Genomic DNA, 16250 nt, shown 5'->3' with positions numbered 1-16250 from the left:
CTGGCTTCCCCGCCACTGAATCACAGCGCGCTGCTCACTCGGTACACAGGGTCAACAAAATATGGCTCCTGTGACTCAAGTCACAGCTGAACGTGAACAATTGAGTGGGGTTTCTGCATTTCCCCCGTGCGTTTACTGAACGCTTATTTAGACACTGTGTAAATACTGTGAGCGGTTGTGTCCGTCCAACGACCTAGGACTCGACTCGGACCCGGCTCGGGCCCGGGCCCGATGCGGCCTCCCTCGGTCGGAGACTAGCGTTTCGGCGTGCTGAACACTCGCTCTATCGCTCCCTCTGCCGTTCCTTCCATCCCCTCCGTGCATGCTGAGGGGGTGAGCAACGACGAGTTCCGCGCCGCCATGACCCGGCTGGCCGCGGGCGTGGTCCTGGTGACCGCACACGAGCCCGCGCTGGACCCGGACGGGCCGGGTGGCGAGGACGTCGGCATGACCGCGACCGCCTTCCTGTCCGTCTCCCTGGACCCGCCGCTGGTGCTGGTCAGCCTGCGCGAGGGCTCCCGGATGGACGACCTGCTCGACGAACAGCCCCTGTGGGCCGTCTCCGTGCTCACCGAGAGCCAGCGGCACATCGCGGGCCGCTTCGCCATGAAGGGCCGCATCAGCGACCGTCTGCTCTTCGAGGACATCCCGTACGCACGCGGCGAGACGTCCGGAGCACTCCTGGTGGGCGGCGCCCTGGCGACCCTGGAGTGCCGCACCGAGCAACGGGTGGCCGCGGGCGACCACACGCTCGTCATCGGCCGCGTGCTCACGGCGTCGGTGCCGAGCGCGGACGGCGGGCCGCTGGTGCACTTCAAGGGCAGGTACCGGCAGTTGAGCTGAGGCCCTTTCAGGGGGCGGAGCCACCGGCCCTTTTGGGAGACGGGGACTTTCGGTCTTTTTTGCGTGCGGCGACCATCGGTCTTTTGGGGCCGGGAACTGACGGCCTCCTGGGGGGCCAATGGCTATCGGCCCCCTTCCGAACCGACGACCAGCGGCTTTCTTGAGGACCGGCGACAGACGACCGGCGGCTTTCCCGAGGAGCAGCGGCCATCGGCCTCCTCGGGAACCGATGACTATCGGTCGAGGACGGTGACGTCGAGACCGGCCGGCCGCTCCGGGTCGTCGAGGATGTCGATCACCGCGATCCTGCCGTCCACGACCGTCCACGACCGTGAACGCGAGGACGCCGACGGGACGCCCGTCCGCCACCACGACCACACCCGCGGCGCCGTTGGCCAGGGCGGGCCGCGCGATCCTGGCGAGGTGGGCGCAACCGCTCGCCCCCGAGGCCACGGCACGCGCACCGACCGTCACCCCGCCCTCGGAACGCGCCACCACGTCCGGGTCGAGCACGGCGACCGGCGCGTCGAAGTCGCCTTCCCGCGCCGCCGCGAGGAACGCGTCCACGACCTCCCGCTGCCGCGCCAGGTCGGGATCGGGCGCGGGCGCCCCGCCCTGGACCCGGCGCCGGGCTCGATGTGACGTGATGACGACGTCCGACGTCACGTCTCCGGGACGGCGCTCAGTCGCAGTCGGCCGCCGTCGCCCGAGCGCTGCACCTCGACCTCGTTCACGGAATCGTCCGCGAAACGCAGGGTGAAGTACGGACTGGCCTCGATCAGGAACTGCATGTCCTCACGCGCGCCGCTGTCGAGCGGCGCGGAGACAACGGCGTCCCACGCACGGGCGTCGGGCACGGTGGCCGGCCGGAGCCGGACAGGAATCCGCGCCAGGCAGGTCGATCGATTGGCCCACCACTCCAGATGCGCCCTGTCCTCATATCCGTCCATATCCATGAGATTAGCCACAACTCGGGCATTTCATGTCATCAGAACCGACCCTCAGCCCCAGTCGCGCCCCGAGCGCCCCCGCTTGGTGTCGGAACGCTGCTTCTTCTCACGCAACCGCCGCTCGTTGATCCCCCGGGGGATCCGGGTGGCACGACGGGGCTTGGGCGGCGGCGCGCTGGCCTCGGCGAGCAGGGAGGCGAGTCGTACGGCCGCGGTCTCCCGGTTGCGCCACTGCGAGCGGTGCTCGGAGGCGCGGACGCCGATGACGCCGTCGACGAGCCGCCCGGCGAGCCTGGCGAGGGCGCGCTCCTTCCAGACCGGGGGCAGCGCCTCGGTCTTCGCGAGGTCGAAGCGCAGCTCGACCTGGGAGTCGGTGGTGTTGACGTGCTGCCCGCCGGGCCCGCTGGAGCGGGAGAAACGCCAGATGAGCTCGGCCTCGGGAAGGGAGACGGAGCCGCGGATGACGTAAGGACCGGACATGGGTCCATGGTCGCGTGTCTGTCCGGTCCACGTCACCATGTTTTCGACGTCCTGTTTTCGACGTCCCGTTTCCGCCACCATGAAGGTAAAGAAAGTAAAGAGGGCAGGAACCTTACGTGCCCCTCTCGGCGTTCTTAGGGGTAGCTGTAGCTTCGTGCCCGTACGAAGCCCATATGTACGAGCACACCGCACGTACGCAACGAGGGAAGGGACTCCCAACAATGGCTGTAAGCCTGTCCAAGGGTGGCAACGTCTCGCTCACCAAGGAGGCTCCGGGCCTGACCGCCGTCACCGTGGGCCTCGGCTGGGACGTCCGCAGCACCACGGGCACCGACTTCGACCTCGACGCCTCGGCCATCGCGGTCAACCAGCAGGGCAAGGTCTACTCGGACGCCCACTTCGTCTTCTTCAACAACAAGCAGACCCCGGACCAGACCATCGTCCACACCGGTGACAACCGCACGGGTGAGGGCGCGGGCGACGACGAGGCGATCAACGTCAACCTGGCGGGCCTCCCCGCCGACATCGACAAGATCGTCTTCCCGGTCTCCATCTACGACGCGGAGAACCGCTCGCAGAACTTCGGCCAGGTCCGCAACGCCTACATCCGCATCATCAACCAGGCCGGCGGCGCCGAGATCGCCCGCTACGACCTGAGCGAGGACGCCGCCACCGAGACCGCCATGGTCTTCGGTGAGCTCTACCGCAACGGCGCGGAGTGGAAGTTCCGCGCCGTCGGCCAGGGCTACGCGTCGGGCCTGGTCGGCATCGCCCAGGACTTCGGCGTCAGCGTCTGAGTCCGAGCTTCACCTGCGACGCGGGAGCCCCCGGCCACCTCAGGATGCTGTTGGCGAATCCACGGCCGGGGCCGCCCTCCTCGGAAGCCGTGAGCACTAAACCGTTTTAGTGCTCACGGCTTCCGGCGCACATGCTGAGGAACCGACAGGACCGAACGGATTCGCCAACAGCATCCACCTCAGGCCGGGGGCTCCCGCGTCACCCCTCCGTCCACTCCTGCGTGGCAGATGGCGTGCGTCGCCTTCCCAGGCGGCAAGCTCACCCTGAACGCCGTCTCCCCCTGATGCCGGCTCCAGCTCTACTCGCGCCCAAAGACAGACACTCGGCACAGCCCGGCACGGCGGAGGGCTCGGCCGGCAGCTCGGCCCGGTGGTAGTCCTGCGGCTTCTGCGGCTTCATACATGGCCTCCCCGACTGGTCCGCTCGATGTAATGACCTTAGGGAGATGGGCAGTTGCCAGCCCACGATGTTGCACGGGATTGCACGGCAATCACCCGAGAGAGTCCATTGCCGCCGTGATCAGCGCGCGAGCGCTCGCACCGTAGCCAGCCAACCCACATGCCCTCAGCGGTCCGCAGCGAGGCAATCAAATCGGCTGCCTGATCCTCCGCCCCGCACGCTCGGCACCATGCCCGAATATCGTCCGCCGACGGGGGCGTACGGGCGTTCATGATGCGAGACGACGTGGACGGATGCCAGCCGCAGCGCTCGGCGATATCACGCCCGGACAGCCCAGCATCCCGGCACAAACTCCGCGAGTCGATCCGCTAGAGCCTGCCGGGCCCGCTGGGCGCTGGAAGACGGAGAGACAGCCATGACTGCGGCAGATCAGCGTGGCCGGTACTCCTCGTGAGGGATCGCACGCCGCCACACGGCCTCAAAGGCATCGGCGCATGGTTTCACGCGCTCCGGATCGTCCGTGTACTCCCGTCCGTCCACGTCCAACTGCCCATCACCGGTGAAGTGATGCAAGAGCGCCTGCGCGCCATCGAACACCCAGAAGTCCGTACCCGGCAGCGCAAGATCGGTCGCCCGCCTTCTTGGTAGCCACCGGACCGACTCACCCGCAGCGATGTTGGTGAACGTGCCGTCGTACTCGTATCGCGCGTAATCACTGATCGGCTCGGAGACGATACGGGCGCGTCGGACCACGACACCGCGGGCGACCGCATCGCGGACCGCGTCGTGCCGTCCGCCCCACCACGAGGACCGGTCAGCCGGGTCAAGCCGTTTCCCCTGCTGCCACGCGATGAACTCGGGGTCATCCAGCATGTAGCTGTCACGCAGCTCAAGGTGTACCGCGGAGCGTTGGGCCTTCGCCAGGGCGTTACGCGCTGGTGGTTGCACTTGCGGCCTCTCCCTTGTCGTCGTCCGGGCGGGGGATGTACTTCAGCATGACCGCCGGGAGCCTGATGATCGTCTCGTGGTCCGGTACGTCCGTGGAGTGGCCGGGGATCGAACCGACCTCCTGGCACTCCTTCACCTCCTCCTCGGTCGCCTTGTACGACTGGATCAGGAGGTCTCCCGTCTCCTCGTGAAGCCAGATGGTCGGAGACTCGTCGGTCGGCGTGTTGGGGATGATGCCGAGGAACTTCAGGGTCCTGGACGCTCCCGCTGTCGAGGTGGGTTGCACCGGCGTGCACGAGTCTCAGCGTCTCGGTTCGTCAGCGTCCAGGGAGCGAGTACGGCGCGTGGGAGCGCGGCGCGCTCAACCGCTCACCGTCGCTCGGCTTTGAAATGACGTATCAGGGCCAGCAAACCCCTGGGGGCCAGGGCGAGTACGTCGTCGGGCTCATCGCTCTCACGGAGGAGGAGATGGGGTTCGCGGCGGGCGAGTTCGACGCAGTTTTCGGCGTCCACTCCCGAGAAGGACGACTTCTGCCACTGCGTGGACATTCCAGGACCCCTCACAGTTCTCTCGCGATCTGGTGGATGAGCTTCCGAGATTCCGGCTCGCTCAGCGAGACTTGCTCGACGATGTCGAGCAGGCCGACGAACCTCTTGAGCTGAGCAGCTGCGGTGATGAAGGAGCCGCCCACAGGGCCATCCATCTGAACCGTGTCGAGCTGTGGCACGACTCCGCCCGCGTACAGCAGGGGGTACGTCGCCTCAATGAACTCCTCGCAGGTGAACGGAATGACCCGAACCGTCACCGCCGGCCGCTCTGAGGCTTCGAGCAGGTACTCGAGCTGCCCCTTCGTAACCTTGCGCCCACCGAAGCGCATGCGCAGTGCCGCTTCGTGGACGATGGCCTGAAACGGGGGCGGTACGTCCCGCTCGAAGATATCCCGACGCTTCATCCGGAACTCCACCCGAACGTCCACCTCCTCGGCAGGCAGCGTCGGCGTGTAGCTGCGGTGGATCGCGCGCATGTAGTCCTCGGTCTGAAGAACGCCCGGCACGTTCATCGCCTGGACGCCCCGCAGGTACGTTGCGTGGTGCTCTAGTTCGGCGATGTCCAGAAAGCCGGGGGAGAGCATGCCCCGGTAGTCGTCCCACCAGCCCTGGCCGCGCGACTCGCGGGCGATGGTGCACAGCGCCTCGATCAGATGCCGGTCATCGCATGCGTAGAACACGGCCAGCCGCCGGATCCGTTCCTCGCTGATCCCGATGCGGCCCGCCTCTATGTGGCTGATCTTGGCCTGATCGGTAGAGAGTAGACCGGCAGCCTCACGGGCCGTCTTCCCCGCGAGCTCTCTCAACTTCCGCAGCTCAGCGCCCAGTCGGACCTGTCGGGCGGTTGGGTTGTCTCTTGGCGGCATGGTTCCTTCCCCTTCGGCGTCCGAGTCTGCCGGGTCGCGCGTCGCGGGTCCACTCACTCGGGTGAACCTGATCGACAACCTTGCCCCGTGGCAACCATGCCACTACCTTCGAAACGCAAGGCGCGGCCCGCCAGTGAATCCGCAGAGCAGGCACCCCAAGGCGTCCGAGCCACGGTGGCCGACCGCACAACACCACGACACACAAAGGGAGTTCACTCATGAACGGCACCAACCCCATCACCCCGGGGACCTACCACCTCACCACCCCCAACTCCCCCCTCACCCCCAAGATCTGCCGCGACACCGTCGCCATACTCCTCGCCACGAACGGCCACGCCCCCGCACTCGCCGACACCGCCCGCACCCTCGTCTCCGAGGTCGTCACCAACGCCGTACTGCACACCGCCTCGCCGACCATCGACATGGAGACGGCGGTCCTGGCTGACGGGGTGCGGGTTCGCGTCTACGACGACAGTCCGACCGTGCACCTCGTACCGGTCGACGCCGGGTGGGACGGGGAGGGCGGGCGTGGGTTACTCCTGGTGCAGGCGCTGGCGCAGGCGTGGGGTGTCGCGACGGCCCACCCGTACAGCCGGAAGCACGTCTGGTTCGAGCTGCGCAGCGGCACCGGCGGCTAACCTGCACCGCGTGATCCTCGAAGCCCTGGCCCCGGACGGCGACATCCCGGCCCCCCTCCTCACCGAACTCACCGCCCTCTACGCCTCCCAGCACGAGTTCTTCGCCCTCAGCGGGGACTTTCCCGACGCCTACGACATCCGGCCCGAGCAGGTGGCCGCGGCGCTCGCGGGGGAGTTGGCGGACCCGGAGGCGGGGGTACTGCTCGCGCGGAGTGCGGGGCGGCTGGTCGGGGTCGTGCTCACGCTGGCGCGCCATCCCGACCCGGCCGATCCGGATCCATGGATCGGGCTGCTGATCGTGGACGCGGGGGTGCGGCGGAAGGGGTACGGGCGGGAGGTCGTGGCGCTCGTCGAGGAGGGGTTCCGGCGCGCGGGGCGGGATGCCGTGCGGCTCGCCGTCCTCGACAACAACCCCGAGGGCCTCGCCTTCTGGACCGCCCTCGGGTACGAGATCATCGGGCACCGGAAGGATCGCCAACTGGGCAGACCCTGCGCGGTGTTGCGCAAGGCGCTACGGAGGGCTCAGGACCAGGGAGAGTCCCCGTGACGGTGTGCCGGGTGTGGCGGTGTCCTGCGGGAACTGGCCGAGGCTTGGCCAGGGGCCAAGAGTCTGAGGCCTGGGGTCTGAGGCCTGGGGTCTGAGGCCTGGGGTCTGAGGCCTGGGGTCTGAGGCCTGGGGTCTGAAGCCTGGGGTCTGAAGCCTGGGGTCTGAAGCCTGGGGTCTGAAGCCTGGGGTCTGAAGCCTGGGGTCTGAAGCCTGGGGTCAGGGGTCAGGGGTCAGAGATGGGCCGGCTTGCCCTCTCCGTACAGCCAGTCCTTCCAGATGCCGCCGAAGTCCTTGTCGGGGGCCTTCTTCTCGACGTACGCCGTGAAGTCGGCGGTACTCGCGTTGCCGTGGCGGTGCGTGGCCGCCCAGCCCTGGATGATGTCGTAGAACGTGTCGTCGCCCACGGTCTGTCGGATCTTGTGGAGGACCATGGCGCCGCGGTCGTAGACCGGAAGGTCGGAGAGGTGGGTCGGGCCGGAGGGTTTCGCAGGGGGGAAGTCCCAGATCCTCTCGTCGACCTCGGGGTCGCCGTAGTAGTCGCCCTTGTAGAGGGAGTTGAAGATCTCCTCCGCCGTGTCGCCGTCGTGGTCCTCCTGCCAGAGCCACTCCGCGTACGTGGCGAAGCCCTCGTTGAGCCACATGTCCTGCCAGGACTTGGGGCTGACGGAGTCGCCGAACCACTCGTGGGCCAGTTCGTGGATGAGGAGCGTGGTGTCGGGGGCGCCGGGGAAGACGGGGCGGGACTGGGTCTCCAGGGCGTAGCCCGAGTCCTCGTCGCGGTCCACGATCGCGCCCGTCGAGGAGAACGGGTACGGGCCGAAGTTGTACTCCGCCCAGTCCAGTACCTCGGGGATCTTGGCCAGTACCTTCTTGGCGGCGGCGGTCTGCGTCGGGTCCACGGCGATGTACACCGGCAGGCCGTTCTTCGTCGTGGAGCGCGTGACGTCGTACTTTCCGATCGCGACCGTCGCGAGATAGCTCGCCATGGGTTCGCCGGTGTGCCAGGTGAAGGTCCTACGGCCGTCGGCGGCCGTCGTCTCGCTCTTCAGCTCGCCGTTGGAGACCGCCCGCAGGCCCTTGGGGACGGTGACGGCGATGTCGTACGCCGCCTTGTCGGAGGGATGGTGGTTGCCGGGGAACCAGGCCATCGAGCCGGTGGGTTCGCCGAGGGCGAGCGCGCCGTCGGCCGTGTACAGCCAGCCCTCCTCCGCGGCGTCCGAGTCGATGAGCGTCTTGGGGGAGCCCGAGTAGCGGACCGTCGTGCGGAACGTCTCGCCCTCGGCGAGGTTGGTGTGCGGGCGCACGGTCAGTTCCTGGCCCGCGCGGTCGAAGCGGGCGCCCTTGCCCTCGACGGTGACGCCGGCGACGTCCAGGCCCTTCAGATCGAGGTTGAAGGCGCTGAGGTTCTGGGTGGCCCGCGCCGTGATCTCCGCCGTGCCGACGAGGTGGCGCGTCTCGGGGTCGTAGGAGAGGGTCAGGGCGTAGTGCTTGACGTCGTACCCTCCGTTGCCCAGCCTCGGGAAGTACGGGTCCCGGGCCCCGGCCGCCCCGGGCTTGCCGTGCACACCGCTTCCACTCCACACGCCGAGCGCGAGAGCGAGGGTGAGGGTCAGGGCGAGGGCGCCAGGAAGGGCGAGGCGGAGGAGCCAGACCCGGGTGCGGGTCGGGGCAAAGGGGACGGTGGCGGAAGATCGGGGCACACTCGCGATCCTACGAGCCCGCCCACCTCCCCGCCCGAAACCGCGACACCTCCGCCACGGCCCGCTCCCCCGCATCCGACGCCACGGCCCGTTCCCCCGCATCCGACGCCGCGATCCCTCGTCCAGGGGGCATGACACCATCACCTACGTGCTCGACATCGGCTACGCCCTCTCCAACCGCTTCCCCGACCCCCCGCAGACCGACTACCGCCGCGCGGACGTCCACGCGCTGCGGCACGACCTGTTCTGCGGTGACGTCTACCTCGCCGACACCAAGGCGGACCGGGAGCTGTCCACGGCCTGGGGATGGGTGCCGGTACTCGACTTCGCGTGGGCGCTGTGCGACATCGTGGAGCAGCTCGACCGGGACCCGCGCGGCAGTCGGGCCTCCCGCCCCCAGCACGCGGAGCTCGACTTCACCGAGTCGACCGACCGCATGCTCTTCGAGCGCCGCTTCGGCTGGGTGGACATCGAGTCCGACTGGATGCCGGGCGACGAGAAACCGCTGACCTTCTCCCACTCCGAACTCCGCCGCGAGGCCCGCGACTTCCTGCACGACCTGATCGCCGACCTCACCGATCTGCACGACGACCTCGCCGAGAACCCGGCCATCTGGACGCTGCAGGCCCGCTTCCCCCGAGTGAGCTGACACCCCGCGCCTCTCACCCCACTCCCCCCACCCCCGCTCCTCACCCCAGCCCCGGCGCCCCCGCACCCCACACCAGTCCCGGCGTCCTCACCGCACCCCAGGCCCTCCCGCCCTCATTCCTCCCCCGATCCCCCGTCCACCCGCAGCCCCAAAGCCGCCGCCAGCACCGGCGCCAGATCCAGCAGCTGGCTCGGGCTGATCACCGCCCCCGCCAAGCAGTCCACGCCCCGCGCGACGTCCAGCTCCGCCGCACGGCGCAGGTCCACGTCCGTCAGGGTGGCCGCGGAGAAGTCCGCCCCCTTCAGGACGCAGTCCACGAACTCCACGCGCTCCAGCCGGGCACCTCCGAAGTCCGGCTCGACCAGCACACACCCCTCGAAGACGACGTCCTTGAGGCGGGCCTTGCGCAGGTTCAGATAGTCGATCTTGCCGCCGCGGATCAGGACGCGCTCCAGTACCGAACCGTGCAACTGCACCCCGCCCAGCCGGGCGTCGACCAGCTCGACATCGCGCAACGTCGACTCGGCGAGATCGGTGCCCACGCCCCGTATGCCCGTCAGGACCGAGTCCAGCACGCGCGCGTGGTGCAGCCGTGTCTCGTCCAGCGCACACCCCGTCAGGGCGCAGTCCATGAAGCGCGCGCCCCCGCCGTCCTGACCGACGAAGTCCGCCTCCCGGAACTCCAGCCCGTCGTAGTCCCCGTCCGGCTCCAGCCCGAAGCCGTCGTACGGCTCCAGCGCGGGCAGCCGCACCTGCGGCCGCCGCGCCCCCGGGACCCGCCCACTCGCCCTGCCCGCCGCTTTCCGCACCATGCCCCCATCTTGCACTCGCCCACTGACAACGCCCCGCCGACGCCCCTGACCTGCACGTTCCATTCCCGCCCCCTTCCCGCTCCCTTCCCGATGTCACATTCCCGCCCCCCGATCAGTCGTATTCACCAAGACGACCCCACAGCAGGGAGACGCCAACCATGGACCACCTCACCGTCGTCGGCGGCGGCCTCGCCGGACTCACCGCCGCGATCACCGCCGCCGAGGCAGGTGTCAAGGTCACGCTGTACGAGGCCCACCACACGCTCGGCGGCCGGGCCCGCACCGCCGAGGGACCGTACAAGACGAACCAAGGTCCGCACGCCCTCTACAACGGCGGCCCGCACTGGACCTGGCTCAAGCAGCGGGACCTGATCGGGCCGCTCGCCCCGATCCCACCCCTGGAGGCCGCCCGGCTGCGCCTGCACCACAAGGGCGCCCTGCGCCGCACCCCGCCCTTCCCGCTGCTGAAGCTGCTCAAGCCGCTCAAGCCGGTGGGCCGCGGCGCCCAGCAGGCCCCCGTGGACGTCGACTTCATGACCTGGGCCACCGAGCAGGCCGGCGAGGAAGCCGCCCGTGTCGCCGCCTGCTACTCCGCCCTGGCCGTCTTCCACCACGACCCCGGTTCGCTCTCCGCGGCCTTCGTACAGGAACGGCTGCGGCGGGTGACCAAACTGCCGCCCGAGGCGCACCTTCCGCGGGGCGGCTGGGCGAATGTCGTCGACCGGATGGCGGCCCGCGCCTGGAACCTCGGCGTCCGGGTGGAGACACTCGCCCGGGTGGACGCCCTTCCCGACCGGCACGGCCCCGTCGTCGTCGCCACCTCCCTCGACGCCGCCCGCCGCCTCCTCAAGGACGACTCCCTCACCTGGACCAGCGGCCGTACCGCCCTCCTCGACCTGGCCCTGCGCACCCGGCGCGGCGACGCGTTCGCCGTCTGCGACCTGGACGCGCCCGGCTGGACGGAGCGGTTCACGGCCCGGGACCGCAGCCTCGCTCCGCCCGGGGAGCAGCTCGTCCAGGGGCAGTTCCCGATCGCCCCGCACGAGTCCCGGGCCGATGGCATCGCCCGCGCCGAGCATCTCCTCGACCTCGCTTTCGAGGGCTGGCGCGAGCGCGTGACCTGGCGGCGCGAGACCGTGGCACGGGGGCGCACGGGAGCCGTGGACCTGCCGGGCACCAGCTGGCGCGACCGGCCCGCCCTCGACCGCGGTGACGGCGTCTACCTCGCGGGCGACCAGGTCGCGGCGCCCGGCGTGCTCTCGGAGGTCTCCTTCAACAGCGCCCTCGAAGCCGTCGCGCTGGCCCTCAGGATCCGCGAACGCCTTGACCTCAAGCATGCTTGAGGTTGAAAAGTGGGCCTCCCACAGGCATTCCCGCGGACCTTGCCACAGCCCTTGCCACAGCCCTTCCCGCGGACCTTCCCGCAGACTTTCCCGCAGCCCCTGAGGAGCCCACCATGCACGCCGTCCGCCTGCACGCCTTCGGTCCGGCCGAGAACCTCACCTACGAGAAGACCGAGGATCCCGAGCCGGGCCCGGGCCAGGTCCGTATCGCCGTGGCCGCGGCCGGCGTACACCTCCTGGACGCCACCCTGCGCACGGGCGCCCGGGGCCCGGCGCCCGCCCCCACCCCGCTGCCCACGATCCCCGGCCGCGAGGTCGCCGGCACGGTTGAGTCGCTCGGCGCGGGCGTCCCCGGGCGCTGGCTCGGCAGGCGCGTCGTCGCCCACCTCGGTTTCGCCCCCGGAGGCTATGCCGAACTCGCCGTCACCGACCTCGACCGCCTGCACGAGATCCCGGACAACCTGGACTTCGCCCAGGCCGTCGCCATGATCGGAACGGGCCGTACGGTGATGGGAATCGTGCAGTTCGCCGAGCCGAACCCCGATGCCGTGGCCCTCGTCCCCGCCGCCGCGGGCGGTATCGGCACCCTTCTCGTGCAGTACGCCCGGAACAGGGGCGCCACCGTGATCGGACTCGCGGGCGGCCCGGAGAAGGTGGCCCGGGTCCGCGAGAACGGCGCCGACCTGGCCGTCGACTACACGGACACCCACTGGCCGGCGCGGGTCCGCGCCCAGCTGGGCCCGCGCACCGCCACCGTCGTGTTCGACGGCGTGGGGGGCGACATCGCCCGCGCCGCCGTCGGCCTTCTCGGCCCCGGCGGCAGGCACATCGTCTTCGGCTGGTCCGCCAAGGGCATCCAGGACGGCGAGCCGCTGCTCGTGCCGGGCGTGTCCGAGCAGGTCCTCGGCCCCGTGATGCTGAGCAGGGCGGGCGGACCGAACCCCGTCCGCACCCTGGAGCTGCGCGCCCTCGCCGAGGCCGCCGCGGGCCGCCTCACCCCGGCCGTGACCCGCTTCCCGCTCGCCGAGGCGGCCGCCGCCCACCGGGCCCTGGAAGGCCGGGCAACGACCGGAAAGGTCGTACTGGAGCCATGACCAGGCACGCCCACGGGCACCACCAGGCACACTCTCCGGCGTGACCAGGAGCGCCCTCCGGCATGGCCAGGAGCGCCCTCCAGAAAGATGCGATTCACAATAATTCATGGTCTTCTGGGCAAGTGAGCGGCACCCGAACGGGTGAACCCGGTGCACTCGGTGAACCCCGTGGACCCGGAGTCCCTGCAACCGCCGACACCGCCGATGGCCCCGCCCCCCGGCGCTGGTGGGGCCTGGTGATCATCGCCCTCGCACAGCTGATGGTCGTCCTGGACGCGACCATCGTGAACATCGCGCTCCCCTCCGCGCAGCGCGATCTGGGCATGTCCGACGGCAACCGCCAGTGGGTCATCACCGCGTACACGCTGGCCTTCGGCGGTCTCCTGCTGCTCGGCGGCCGGATCGCGGACCTCGTCGGCCGCAGACGCACGTTCGTCTTCGGGCTCATCGGCTTCGCGGTCGCCTCCGCAGTGGGCGGCGCCGCCACGAGTTCGGGCATGCTCTTCGGTTCCCGCGCCCTCCAGGGCACCTTCGCCGCCCTCCTGTCCCCCTCCGCGCTCAGCCTGCTGACCACCACGTTCACCGATCCGAAGGAGCGCGGAAAGGCCTTCGGCGTCTACAGCGCCCTCGCGGGCAGCGGCTCGGCGCTCGGACTCATCGCGGGCGGGCTGCTGACCGAGTACCTGAACTGGCGCTGGTGCCTGTACGTCAACATCCCCATAGCCGCCGTCGGGGTCTTCGGCGCGTTCGCGCTGCTGCCCGACCCCCCGGGCAACGCCGGCGCCCGGCTCGACATCCCCGGTGTGCTGCTGGGCTGCGGCGGACTGGTCACGATCGTCTACGGGGTCAGCGCGGCGGAGCCGCACGGCTGGACGGACCCGCTGGTGGCGTCCCTCCTCGCGGGTGGAACCGCCCTGCTGACCGCGTTCGTGTTCTGGCAGACGAAGGCCCCGAGCCCGCTGCTCCCCCTCCACATCGTCGAGGACCGCACCCGTGCGGGCTGTTTCCTGACGATGGCCCTCGCCGTCATCGGCCTGTTCGGCATGTTCCTGTTCATGACCTACTACCTGCAGGTCGTCCTCGGGTACTCGCCCGTACGGACGGGCCTGGCCTTCCTGCCCATGACGGCCGCGATCGTCATCTGCTCCACGCAGATCTCGGCGCGGCTGCTGCGCCACGTGGCACCGCGCGTGCTGATGGTCCCCGGCGCGCTTCTCGCGACCTCCGGGATGCTGTTCTTCACCCAGCTCACGGTCCACTCCCACTACGTGGGGCTGCTGTTGCCCGGCCTGATCCTGATGGGCCTCGGCATGGGCCTGATCTTCATGCCGATCTTCGCCACCGCCACCGCCGGGGTCGCCCCGCGGGACTCGGGCGTGACCTCCGCGACCGTGAACACCTCGCAGCAGGTGGGCGGTTCGATCGGTACGGCCCTGCTGAACACCGTCGCCACCACCAGCGGTGCCGCCTACGTCGCCGCGCATCTGACCGACCCCGCCCAACGGACCCTGGTCGTCCGCGAGGGCATCGTGCACGGCTACACGGTCGCCATCTGGTGGGCCTGCGGCATCACGCTCCTGGCCGGCCTGGTCGCGGGCCTCATGGTCACCGCGAAGGCCCCCGAACACGTATCCGGACCGGCCCCGGTGCCCGAGTCAGTCCGCTGAACCCAGCTCCCGCAGCGCCCCGTCCGTCAGCCGGTACACCGTCCACTCGTCCTGCGGTCGCGCGCCCAGCGCCTCGTAGAACCTGATCGACGGCTCGTTCCAGTTCAGCACCGACCACTCAAGGCGCTCGTACCCCCGCTCGACACAGATCCGCGCCAGCTCGGTGAGCAGTGCCTTGCCGTGCCCGCCGCCGCGCACGTGCGGTCGTACGAACAGGTCTTCGAGGTAGATCCCGTGCACCCCACGCCACGTCGAGAAATTCAGGAACCACAGCGCGAACCCGACCGGCTCGCCCGCCGCCTCCGCGAGGTGGGCGAACGCGGCCGGGTGCGGTCCGAACAGCGCCTCGTGCAGCTGCCGCGGGGAGGCCTTCGCCTCGTCCGGGACCTTCTCGTACTCGGCCAGCTCACGGATCATCGCGTGGATGGCGGGGATGTCGGCGGGGGTGGCTGGGCGAATCATGGCGGCAGTGTCACACACCCGGTGGCGGAGCCGGACGGACCGCGAGAACGCGGGCGGTGAGGCCGAGGGGCCGGGCGCGGTCAGTGGCGGCCCGCCACCCGGTCCGCCCACCGTGCCAGGCGCGACGACTCCGCACTGTGTGCGGTCAGTTCGTGGCGGTCCGCCGTCCGGTAGGTCGCGTACATGCCCTGGACACCGATCCACCGGAAGGGCTCCGGCTCCCACTTGCGGACCTTGTGGTCGACCCAGGGCAGGGCGGTCAGATCGGTCGGGCCCGCCTGCCCCGAGTCCTGCTGGATCAGATCACGGAGCGTGCGCGCCGCGAGGTTGGTGGTCGCCACGCCCGAGCCGACGTAGCCGCCCGCCCAGCCGAGACCCGTCGAGCGGTCCAGGGTGACCGTGGCGCACCAGTCGCGGGGGACGCCGAGCACCCCCGACCAGGCGTGCTCCACCCGCACCCCGGCCAGGGAGGGGAAGAAGCGGACCAGGATCTCGCGGAGGGCCTCGATGGTCGCCCGCTGGGTGCGGCCGTCGTTGTCGGTGCGCGAGCCGAAGCGGTACGGGACCCCGCGGCCGCCCAGCGCGATGCGGTCGTCGGCGGTGCGCTGGGCGTACATGTACGCGTGCGCCATGTCGCCGAGCGTCTCGCGGCCCTCCCAGCCGATCGTCGCCCACTGCTCGGGGGTCAGCCGCTCGGTCGCGATCATGGAGGAGTTCATGGGCAGCCAGGTGCGCCGCTGCCCCTTCAGGGAGGCCGTGAAGCCCTCGGTGCAGCGCAGCACGTAGGGGGCGCGGACGGTGCCGTACGGCGTGATCGCGTGCTTCGGGCGGATCTCCGTGACCGGGGTCTTCTCGTGGATCGTGACGCCGAGCGCCTCGACCGCGGCCGCCAGCCCCTTGACCAGCTTCACCGGGTGCAGACGTGCCCCGTGCGGGGTCCAGGTCGAACCGACCGCGTCCGCGACCCGGATCCGCTCGACGGTCTGCCGGGCGCCGTACAGCTCGCGGTCCTTCTCGCCGTACGACAGTTCGTGCTCGTGGAAGGCCTTCAGACGGGCCAGTTGGGCGGGCGTGTAGGCCACCTCCAGGACGCCGCCGCGGTGGACGTCCGCGTCGATGCCCTCCTGGGCGGCGACCCGGACGACCTCGTCGACCGTCTCGTTCATCGCCTTCTGGAGGCGGACCGCCGCCTGGTGGCCGTGCAGCGCGGCGTACCGGTCGCGGCCCGCGATGCCGTTGTAGAGCCAGCCGCCGTTGCGCCCCGAGGCGCCGTATCCGCAGAACTTCTGCTCCAGGACGGTGACGCGCAGGAAGGGGGCCGCCTTCTTCAGGTAGTACGCGGTCCACAGGCCCGTGTAGCCGCCGCCGACGATCACGACATCGGCGGTCGCGTCGCCCGGCAGGGGCTCCCGGGGCTCGGGGAGGCCGTCGTCCGCGTACCAGAAGGAGATGCCTCCATTGACCGTGCCGCCGCCCGCGCCGCTTCCTGTGCTGGTGCTCATGGC

At 70.0% G+C, this 16250-nt stretch carries 18 protein-coding genes and 2 pseudogenes; 9 read left to right on the top strand and 11 right to left on the bottom strand.

Translation table 11 applies throughout. The annotated features are described in order from the left end of the window. Positions 1 to 360: 360 nt before the first annotated feature. Complete coding sequence (locus RV986_RS28980) at positions 361 to 843, top strand: flavin reductase family protein (RefSeq protein WP_475924466.1); 483 nt, start codon at positions 361 to 363, stop codon at positions 841 to 843. Between the two features lie 288 nt (positions 844 to 1131). Further along, entirely contained in the window at positions 1132 to 1485 is a 354-nt protein-coding gene (locus tag RV986_RS28975; RefSeq protein WP_475920196.1) for a hypothetical protein, read from the top strand. 20 nt (positions 1486 to 1505) lie between these two features. Here RV986_RS28975 and RV986_RS28970 read toward each other — a convergent pair whose 3' ends face one another. Then, positions 1506 to 1793, bottom strand: coding sequence for a hypothetical protein (locus tag RV986_RS28970; RefSeq protein WP_475920195.1), 288 nt, complete (start codon positions 1791 to 1793; stop codon positions 1506 to 1508). A gap of 51 nt (positions 1794 to 1844) precedes the next feature. Further along, positions 1845 to 2273, bottom strand: a complete 429-nt coding sequence (gene arfB, locus RV986_RS28965) for an alternative ribosome rescue aminoacyl-tRNA hydrolase ArfB (RefSeq protein WP_475920194.1) — start codon at positions 2271 to 2273, stop codon at positions 1845 to 1847. Between the two features lie 221 nt (positions 2274 to 2494). Between arfB and RV986_RS28960 the strand changes: the two genes are divergently transcribed. Next, on the top strand, positions 2495 to 3070 hold the full coding sequence (locus RV986_RS28960) for a TerD family protein (protein ID WP_475920193.1): 576 nt from the start codon (positions 2495 to 2497) through the stop codon (positions 3068 to 3070). Positions 3071 to 3598: 528 nt separating this feature from the next. Here RV986_RS28960 and RV986_RS28955 read toward each other — a convergent pair. The 5 genes and pseudogenes from RV986_RS28955 to RV986_RS28935 all read right to left on the bottom strand — a co-directional run. Then, positions 3599 to 3887: pseudogene (locus RV986_RS28955) on the bottom strand (helix-turn-helix domain-containing protein); the annotation flags it as partial. Positions 3888 to 3899: 12 nt separating this feature from the next. Then, the gene (locus RV986_RS28950; protein ID WP_475920192.1) at positions 3900 to 4418 is read right to left on the bottom strand and encodes a DUF6879 family protein; all 519 of its coding nucleotides are present in this window, start codon (positions 4416 to 4418) and stop codon (positions 3900 to 3902) included. Beyond that, the gene (locus tag RV986_RS28945; RefSeq protein WP_475920191.1) at positions 4399 to 4704 is read right to left on the bottom strand and encodes a hypothetical protein; all 306 of its coding nucleotides are present in this window, start codon (positions 4702 to 4704) and stop codon (positions 4399 to 4401) included. The genes RV986_RS28950 and RV986_RS28945 overlap by 20 nt, the downstream gene beginning before the upstream one ends. An 83-nt stretch (positions 4705 to 4787) precedes the next feature. Continuing rightward, positions 4788 to 4967, bottom strand: a complete 180-nt coding sequence (locus tag RV986_RS28940) for a DUF397 domain-containing protein (protein ID WP_475920190.1) — start codon at positions 4965 to 4967, stop codon at positions 4788 to 4790. An 11-nt stretch (positions 4968 to 4978) separates the two neighbouring features. Further along, on the bottom strand, positions 4979 to 5833 hold the full coding sequence (locus tag RV986_RS28935; RefSeq protein ID WP_475920189.1) for a helix-turn-helix domain-containing protein: 855 nt from the start codon (positions 5831 to 5833) through the stop codon (positions 4979 to 4981). Positions 5834 to 6051: 218 nt separating this feature from the next. On the opposite strand from RV986_RS28935, the gene RV986_RS28930 reads away from it, so the two are divergent. Together RV986_RS28930 and RV986_RS28925 are read left to right on the top strand one after the other, a co-directional pair. Beyond that, positions 6052 to 6471: an ATP-binding protein gene (locus tag RV986_RS28930; protein WP_475920188.1), complete on the top strand. Its 420-nt coding sequence runs from the start codon at positions 6052 to 6054 to the stop codon at positions 6469 to 6471. Between the two features lie 10 nt (positions 6472 to 6481). Continuing rightward, positions 6482 to 6994, top strand: a pseudogene (locus RV986_RS28925) (GNAT family N-acetyltransferase); the annotation flags it as partial. Between the two features lie 254 nt (positions 6995 to 7248). Here RV986_RS28925 and RV986_RS28920 read toward each other — a convergent pair. Further along, entirely contained in the window at positions 7249 to 8718 is a 1470-nt protein-coding gene (locus RV986_RS28920) for a M1 family metallopeptidase (protein ID WP_475920187.1), read from the bottom strand. Positions 8719 to 8866: 148 nt separating this feature from the next. Here RV986_RS28920 and RV986_RS28915 point away from each other — a divergent pair, with 148 nt between their 5' ends. Beyond that, a complete protein-coding gene (locus tag RV986_RS28915) occupies positions 8867 to 9367 on the top strand; it encodes a hypothetical protein (RefSeq protein WP_475920186.1) in 501 nt (166 codons plus the stop codon). A gap of 113 nt (positions 9368 to 9480) precedes the next feature. Here RV986_RS28915 and RV986_RS28910 read toward each other — a convergent pair whose 3' ends face one another. Further along, entirely contained in the window at positions 9481 to 10179 is a 699-nt protein-coding gene (locus RV986_RS28910) for a pentapeptide repeat-containing protein (RefSeq protein ID WP_475920185.1), read from the bottom strand. A 158-nt stretch (positions 10180 to 10337) separates the two neighbouring features. Between RV986_RS28910 and RV986_RS28905 the strand changes: the two genes are divergently transcribed. The 3 genes from RV986_RS28905 (at position 10338) to RV986_RS28895 (ending at position 14283) form a co-directional block, all read left to right on the top strand. Next, positions 10338 to 11522 carry an FAD-dependent oxidoreductase gene (locus RV986_RS28905; protein ID WP_475920184.1) on the top strand — a complete coding sequence of 395 codons (1185 nt, stop codon included), beginning with the start codon at positions 10338 to 10340 and terminating at the stop codon, positions 11520 to 11522. 113 nt (positions 11523 to 11635) lie between these two features. Continuing rightward, a complete protein-coding gene (locus tag RV986_RS28900; protein ID WP_475920183.1) occupies positions 11636 to 12616 on the top strand; it encodes a zinc-binding dehydrogenase in 981 nt (326 codons plus the stop codon). Between the two features lie 122 nt (positions 12617 to 12738). Further along, positions 12739 to 14283: an MFS transporter gene (locus tag RV986_RS28895; protein ID WP_475920182.1), complete on the top strand. Its 1545-nt coding sequence runs from the start codon at positions 12739 to 12741 to the stop codon at positions 14281 to 14283. Here RV986_RS28895 and RV986_RS28890 read toward each other — a convergent pair. Next, complete coding sequence (locus RV986_RS28890) at positions 14272 to 14745, bottom strand: N-acetyltransferase family protein (protein WP_475920181.1); 474 nt, start codon at positions 14743 to 14745, stop codon at positions 14272 to 14274. The two genes, RV986_RS28895 and RV986_RS28890, sit on opposite strands and share 12 nt — an antisense overlap. A gap of 80 nt (positions 14746 to 14825) precedes the next feature. Then, positions 14826 to 16247, bottom strand: a complete 1422-nt coding sequence (locus RV986_RS28885; protein WP_475920180.1) for an NAD(P)/FAD-dependent oxidoreductase — start codon at positions 16245 to 16247, stop codon at positions 14826 to 14828. Positions 16248 to 16250: the final 3 nt, after the last annotated feature.

Source organism: Streptomyces sp. RLA012, from assembly GCF_056270325.1.
Note: the sequence above shows the minus strand (reverse complement) of the source record. Positions and strands in the feature narration are given on the sequence as shown.

Excerpts from the sequence above, each read along its gene's own strand:
- RV986_RS28980 (WP_475924466.1), top strand. The coding sequence starts at position 361 with ATGACCCGGCTGGCCGCGGGCGTGGTCCTGGTGACCGCACACGAGCCC.
- RV986_RS28975 (WP_475920196.1), top strand. The coding sequence starts at position 1,132 with ATGTCGATCACCGCGATCCTGCCGTCCACGACCGTCCACGACCGTGAA.
- RV986_RS28970 (WP_475920195.1), bottom strand. The coding sequence starts at position 1,793 with ATGGACGGATATGAGGACAGGGCGCATCTGGAGTGGTGGGCCAATCGA.
- arfB (WP_475920194.1), bottom strand. The coding sequence starts at position 2,273 with ATGTCCGGTCCTTACGTCATCCGCGGCTCCGTCTCCCTTCCCGAGGCC.
- RV986_RS28960 (WP_475920193.1), top strand. The coding sequence starts at position 2,495 with ATGGCTGTAAGCCTGTCCAAGGGTGGCAACGTCTCGCTCACCAAGGAG.
- RV986_RS28940 (WP_475920190.1), bottom strand. The coding sequence starts at position 4,967 with ATGTCCACGCAGTGGCAGAAGTCGTCCTTCTCGGGAGTGGACGCCGAA.
- RV986_RS28935 (WP_475920189.1), bottom strand. The coding sequence starts at position 5,833 with ATGCCGCCAAGAGACAACCCAACCGCCCGACAGGTCCGACTGGGCGCT.
- RV986_RS28930 (WP_475920188.1), top strand. The coding sequence starts at position 6,052 with ATGAACGGCACCAACCCCATCACCCCGGGGACCTACCACCTCACCACC.
- RV986_RS28910 (WP_475920185.1), bottom strand. The coding sequence starts at position 10,179 with ATGGTGCGGAAAGCGGCGGGCAGGGCGAGTGGGCGGGTCCCGGGGGCG.
- RV986_RS28905 (WP_475920184.1), top strand. The coding sequence starts at position 10,338 with ATGGACCACCTCACCGTCGTCGGCGGCGGCCTCGCCGGACTCACCGCC.
- RV986_RS28900 (WP_475920183.1), top strand. The coding sequence starts at position 11,636 with ATGCACGCCGTCCGCCTGCACGCCTTCGGTCCGGCCGAGAACCTCACC.
- RV986_RS28890 (WP_475920181.1), bottom strand. The coding sequence starts at position 14,745 with ATGATTCGCCCAGCCACCCCCGCCGACATCCCCGCCATCCACGCGATG.
- RV986_RS28885 (WP_475920180.1), bottom strand. The coding sequence starts at position 16,247 with ATGAGCACCAGCACAGGAAGCGGCGCGGGCGGCGGCACGGTCAATGGA.